5 protein-coding genes are annotated in these 4,594 nt (G+C 72.2%); 2 read left to right on the top strand and 3 right to left on the bottom strand.

Features of this window, described 5'->3' with window-relative positions:
• Window positions 1-81 precede the first annotated feature (81 nt).
• Window positions 82-1,131, bottom strand: coding sequence for a selenide, water dikinase SelD (selD, locus tag FV234_RS25285; protein ID WP_147832374.1), 1,050 nt, complete (start codon window positions 1,129-1,131; stop codon window positions 82-84).
• 143 nt (window positions 1,132-1,274) lie between these two features.
• On the opposite strand from selD, the gene moaB reads away from it, so the two are divergent.
• Window positions 1,275-1,829 carry a molybdenum cofactor biosynthesis protein B gene (gene moaB, locus FV234_RS25280; protein WP_147832373.1) on the top strand — a complete coding sequence of 185 codons (555 nt, stop codon included), beginning with the start codon at window positions 1,275-1,277 and terminating at the stop codon, window positions 1,827-1,829.
• Window positions 1,830-1,832: 3 nt separating this feature from the next.
• Here the strand turns inward: moaB and FV234_RS25275 are convergent, their stop codons facing one another.
• Window positions 1,833-2,351 (bottom strand): hypothetical protein, encoded by a 519-nt coding sequence (locus tag FV234_RS25275; protein ID WP_147832372.1) that lies wholly within the window; start codon window positions 2,349-2,351, stop codon window positions 1,833-1,835.
• A gap of 176 nt (window positions 2,352-2,527) precedes the next feature.
• Between FV234_RS25275 and FV234_RS25270 the strand changes: the two genes are divergently transcribed.
• A complete protein-coding gene (locus FV234_RS25270) occupies window positions 2,528-3,646 on the top strand; it encodes a PA0069 family radical SAM protein (protein ID WP_147832371.1) in 1,119 nt (372 codons plus the stop codon).
• A 306-nt stretch (window positions 3,647-3,952) separates the two neighbouring features.
• Here FV234_RS25270 and FV234_RS25260 read toward each other — a convergent pair.
• On the bottom strand, window positions 3,953-4,594 hold a 642-nt coding region (locus FV234_RS25260), incomplete at its 5' end, for a ribonuclease HII (RefSeq protein WP_147832370.1).

Genomic DNA, 4,594 nt, shown 5'->3' with positions numbered 1-4,594 from the left:
GGGGCGGGCGGCTCTGCGCGACGCGTCGCGGGGCCGCGACCATGCCCGGCGATTGGTGAAGATCGCCTTCCGCGTGCAGCCTCAGAGCGCGACGCGGATGCCGGCCGCACCCGCCTCCGCCCGCCCGACGATCGCCGCGGCCGGATACCCGGCGGCGCGGATGCGGGCGAGGATCTCGTCGGCGCGCTCGGGCGCGCAGGCGACGAGCAGGCCGCCGGAGGTCTGCGGATCGGTGAGCAGGTGCCGCGCCCATTCGGGAAAACCGTCGGGCAGCGCGACGTCGGCGCCGAAGGCGGTCCAGTTGCGGTGGGACGCGCCGGTGACGAAGCCGTCCCGCGCGAGCGCTTCGGCCGCGGGCAGCAGCGGCACCGCCGCCCAGTCGATCGCGAGGCGGCAGCCGGCGCCGCGGGCGAACTCGAGCCCGTGCCCGAGCAGGCCGAAGCCGGTCACGTCGGTGATGGCGTGGACGTCCGGATCGGGACTGAGCTCGGCGCCGACCTTGTTCAGCAGCGTCGTCGTCGCGACGAAGTCCGCGTAGCCGCCCGCCGGTAGGGCGTCGCGCTTGATCGCGGCGGAGTAGACGCCGACGCCAAGCGGCTTGGTCAGGATCAGCACGTCGCCGACCCGCGCGTCGGCGTTGCGGCGCACGTCCTCGCGGCGGCAGATGCCGATCACCGCGAGCCCGTAGATCGGCTCGGGCGTGTCGATCGAGTGGCCGCCGGCGATCGGGATGCCGGCCTCGGCGCAGGTCGCGGCGCCGCCCTTCAGGATCTCGGCGACGACCTCGGGCGCGATCTTGCCGACGGGCATCCCGAGGATGGCGAGCGCCATGATCGGGCGGCCGCCCATGGCGTAGACGTCGGAGATCGCGTTGGTGGCGGCGATCCGTCCGAAGTCGCGCGGGTCGTCGACCATCGGCGTGAAGAAGTCGGTGGTGGCGATGACGCATGTGCCGTCGTCGAGCGCCCACACGGCGGCGTCGTCGGCGGTCTCGTTGCCGACGAGCAGGCGCTCGAACGGCCCGGCGATCGGCTGGTCGGCCAGCAGCGACCGGAGGATCGCGGGATCGAGCTTGCAGCCGCATCCGCCGCCATGGGCGAGGCTGGTGAGGCGGACGGGGGACGCATCCATGGGAGCACCGCGAAGTTCGATGGGATCGGTCATGTCGTCGGGCCGATACCACGGATCGCGCCCGCGATCCGCCACGGCGGCGACGGATGGGACAATCGGCGCCGACGGCCCATATTCCGGGCGAACATCTCGGAGACCGTTCGATGCCCGACACGCCTGCCCGCAGCTTCGTCCCCCTGTCGATCGCGGTGCTCACCGTCTCGGACACGCGCGGGCCGGAGGACGACCGCTCCGGCGACACCCTTGCGGAGCGGCTGACCGCAGCCGGCCACGCGCTCGCCGCCCGCGCCATCGTGCCCGACGAGGTCTCGGCGATCCGCGAGACGGTCGAGGGCTGGACCCGCGATCCCGGCGTCGACGTGGTGATCACCACCGGCGGCACCGGATTCACCGGGCGCGACGTGACGCCGGAGGCGCTGGAGCCGCTGTTCGAGAAACGGATGGACGGCTTCTCGGCGGTGTTCCACCGCATCTCCTACGACAAGATCGGCACCTCGACGCTGCAGTCGCGGGCGACGGCGGGGGTCGCCAACGCGACCTACGTCTTCGTGCTCCCGGGGTCGCCCGGCGCCTGCCGCGACGCCTGGGACGGCATCCTCGCGAGCCAGCTCGATTACCGGCACCGCCCCTGCAACTTCGTCGAGATCATGCCGCGCCTCGACGAGCACCTGCGCCGGGGCGCCTCCGTCACCGCTTGACCCTCACGCCCGGTCGATCCGGGCGATGAGCCGGCGCGGCGTCAGCCGAGGCGCGAACGTGCCGGCCTCGGTGAGGCGGTCGCGCCGGACCACGTCGCCGGGCCGCGCCACCCCGGCGCCGACCATCGCCTCGGCCCAGACCGCGAGCCGCGTCGCGAGGCTCGCATGCGGACGCGACAGCCGTCCGAGGGAGTCGGCGCCCGCGGTGCCGACGAACCGGTCGAGGGTGCGGATCCAGCCATCCCCCGGCACGTCGCCGGCCTCGAGGCACAAGACCCAGTCGCGGCGCGCCAAAGCCGCCCCCGCGACCCAGGGGTTCGCTCCGGGCGGCATCACCACGAGGCTGGCACCTGTGGCGTCGGCGATGGTGTCGACGCCGGGGTCCATCGCCGCCGCCACGATCACCGCATCGCCCACGAGACCGGCGGCGACGCCCGCCACGAGCGCCCCCAGGGAGTCGGCCAGACGGTCGAGCGCGTCGGCGTCGCCGGGGTCGGCGACGAGAACCAGGGCGGAGATCATGGTCGCGCATAACGTATTTTCGGCCAGCGAGGACGCTCGGCCGCGACGCGACGCGCTTGCGTTGCGCGGTTGCCACAAACGCTGAGAACTTGCCTAAAATCGAGGCGTATCCCGTCGATTTCGTTCCTGCTATGTTCTATTGTAGACAGCTTTCACGCCGGGGCGCCCCCATCACGATGTCCGCACCCCGCCATGTGTCCGAACTCGAATCGAGCCCACGCCGGCTCGCCGCAACGACGCCGGCGCAGGACTCGGTGCGCGGACGGGGCGCCACCGCCAACCCGGACGGTCGGTTCGAGGCGATCCGGCGCGAAAGCCTGGACGACGGCTGGCCTTCCGACGAGCCCGGGCCGGTGCGACGGACCGAGGTGACGCTGGAGCGGGCGCGCGGGATCATCACGCGCAACACCTCGCCCGACATCCCGTTCGATCGCTCGATCAACCCCTATCGCGGCTGCGAGCACGGCTGCGTCTACTGCTTCGCGCGGCCGAACCACGCCTATACCGGATTGTCGCCCGGGCTCGACTTCGAGACAAAGCTCTTCGCCAAGCCGGACGCGGCGCGCCTGCTGGAGCGCGAGCTGTCGGCGCCGGGCTACGAGGCGCAGACCATCGCGCTCGGCACGGCGACCGACCCGTACCAGCCGATCGAGCGCGAGCACCGCATCACAAGGGCCGTGCTGGAGGTGCTGGCACGCCTGCGCCATCCCGTCGGGATCGTGACGAAATCCAACCTCGTCACCCGCGACATCGACATCCTCGCCGGGATGGCCGAGCGGAACCTCGTGAAGGTCGCGGTCTCGGTGACGACCCTCGATCCGGTGCTGTCCCGGAAGATGGAGCCCCGCGCGCCGCATCCGCGCAAGCGCCTCGAGGCGATTCGTGCGCTCAGCCAAGCCGGCATCCCGGTGATGGTGATCGTCGCGCCGATCATCCCCTCGCTCAACGACCACGAGATCGAGGCGATCCTGACCGAGGCGCGCGCCTGCGGGGCGCGGGAGGCCAACCACGTGCTGCTGCGCCTGCCACACGAACTGAAGGACCTCGTCGCCGACTGGTTCGCCGAGCACTATCCCGGGCGACAACGTCACGTCTTCTCCCTGATCGCACAGGCCCGCGGCGGCCGCGAATACGACGCCACCTTCGGCAAGCGCATGACCGGGGAGGGCGCCTACGCCGACCTGATCGCGACGCGGATGCGCCTGGCGAAAACGCGGCTCGGCTACGCGAAGGCGCGCATCACCCTCGACGCCTCAGCTTTCGCCAAGCCGGGGGAGCAGTTTTCGCTGTTGTGACGGGAGGCGAGGGGGCCGCGTTTTCCCCCATTCGGGCACAGGATTCGCACGCTTCCGCTTCTGGCGCTCGCCTTGCGCGCATCTCCTCTCCCCGCGCGCGGGAAAGGGCTTTGCCGACCTCGTCGTCGGCAAAGCGAGGCGGCAGCCGACGGTGAGGGGGCTGCAACGGAGGAACCCTATCCGTCGCCCCCATCACCGCCGCTTCGCCTGCGCCTGCGCTACCCGGCTGCACGACAAGGTGCAGCCGGGCCTCTCCCCGCACGCGGGGAGAGGGGAACCCGTGCCAGGTTCGGCATCGCCGAAGTCTCACGGAGAGGGGACGGGCACCGCTGCGACATCCTTCGCAAGCCCCGTCCCACTGCCGCCCTCGCCGTACCCCCGCGTAAAACTGAGCCGGTGGTGCGGGCTGCGGCCGTGAGCTTTCAGGCCGGCGAGGTGCACGGGGGCGCCGTAGCCGACGTTGCGCTCCCAGCCGTAATGCGGATGGCGCCGGGCGAGCACCCGCATCAGCCCATCGCGGAACGTCTTGGCGACGATCGAGGCGGCGGCGATCTGCGGCACCGCGCCGTCGCCCCCGACGATGGCGCGGCAGGGCTGCGACAGGCCCGGGACGGCGTCCCGCCCGTCGACCAGCACCGGCGCGTCGAGGGACAGCTTCAGCACCGCCCGGCGCATGGCGTCGAGGGTCGCGACGCGAACGTTGACGCGGTCGATCAGCGCCCGCGAGCCGGCAGCCACCGCGACGCGCGCATGCGCTCGGATCAGCGGCGTCAGCGCCTCGCGCAAAGGCTCCTTGAGGCGCTTGCTGTCGTCGAGGCGGGCGAGCAGGTCCGGTGGGATCGTGACGGGGTCGAACCACACCGCTGCGACCACCACCGGGCCGCACAGGGCCCCGCGCCCGACCTCGTCGCAGCCGATGACGGCGGGATATTCGGCGGCGCGGGGCCC

Origin of the sequence: Methylobacterium sp. WL8, from assembly GCF_008040045.1 — a bacterium.
Taxonomy (GTDB): Bacteria; Pseudomonadota; Alphaproteobacteria; order Rhizobiales; family Beijerinckiaceae; genus Methylobacterium; species Methylobacterium cerastii.
The sequence above is the reverse complement of the archived record's forward strand: the minus strand, read 5'-3'. Positions and strand labels throughout refer to the sequence as shown.

Excerpts from the sequence above, each read along its gene's own strand:
- selD (WP_147832374.1), bottom strand. The coding sequence starts at position 1,131 with ATGGATGCGTCCCCCGTCCGCCTCACCAGCCTCGCCCATGGCGGCGGA.
- moaB (WP_147832373.1), top strand. The coding sequence starts at position 1,275 with ATGCCCGACACGCCTGCCCGCAGCTTCGTCCCCCTGTCGATCGCGGTG.
- FV234_RS25275 (WP_147832372.1), bottom strand. The coding sequence starts at position 2,351 with ATGATCTCCGCCCTGGTTCTCGTCGCCGACCCCGGCGACGCCGACGCG.
- FV234_RS25270 (WP_147832371.1), top strand. The coding sequence starts at position 2,528 with ATGTCCGCACCCCGCCATGTGTCCGAACTCGAATCGAGCCCACGCCGG.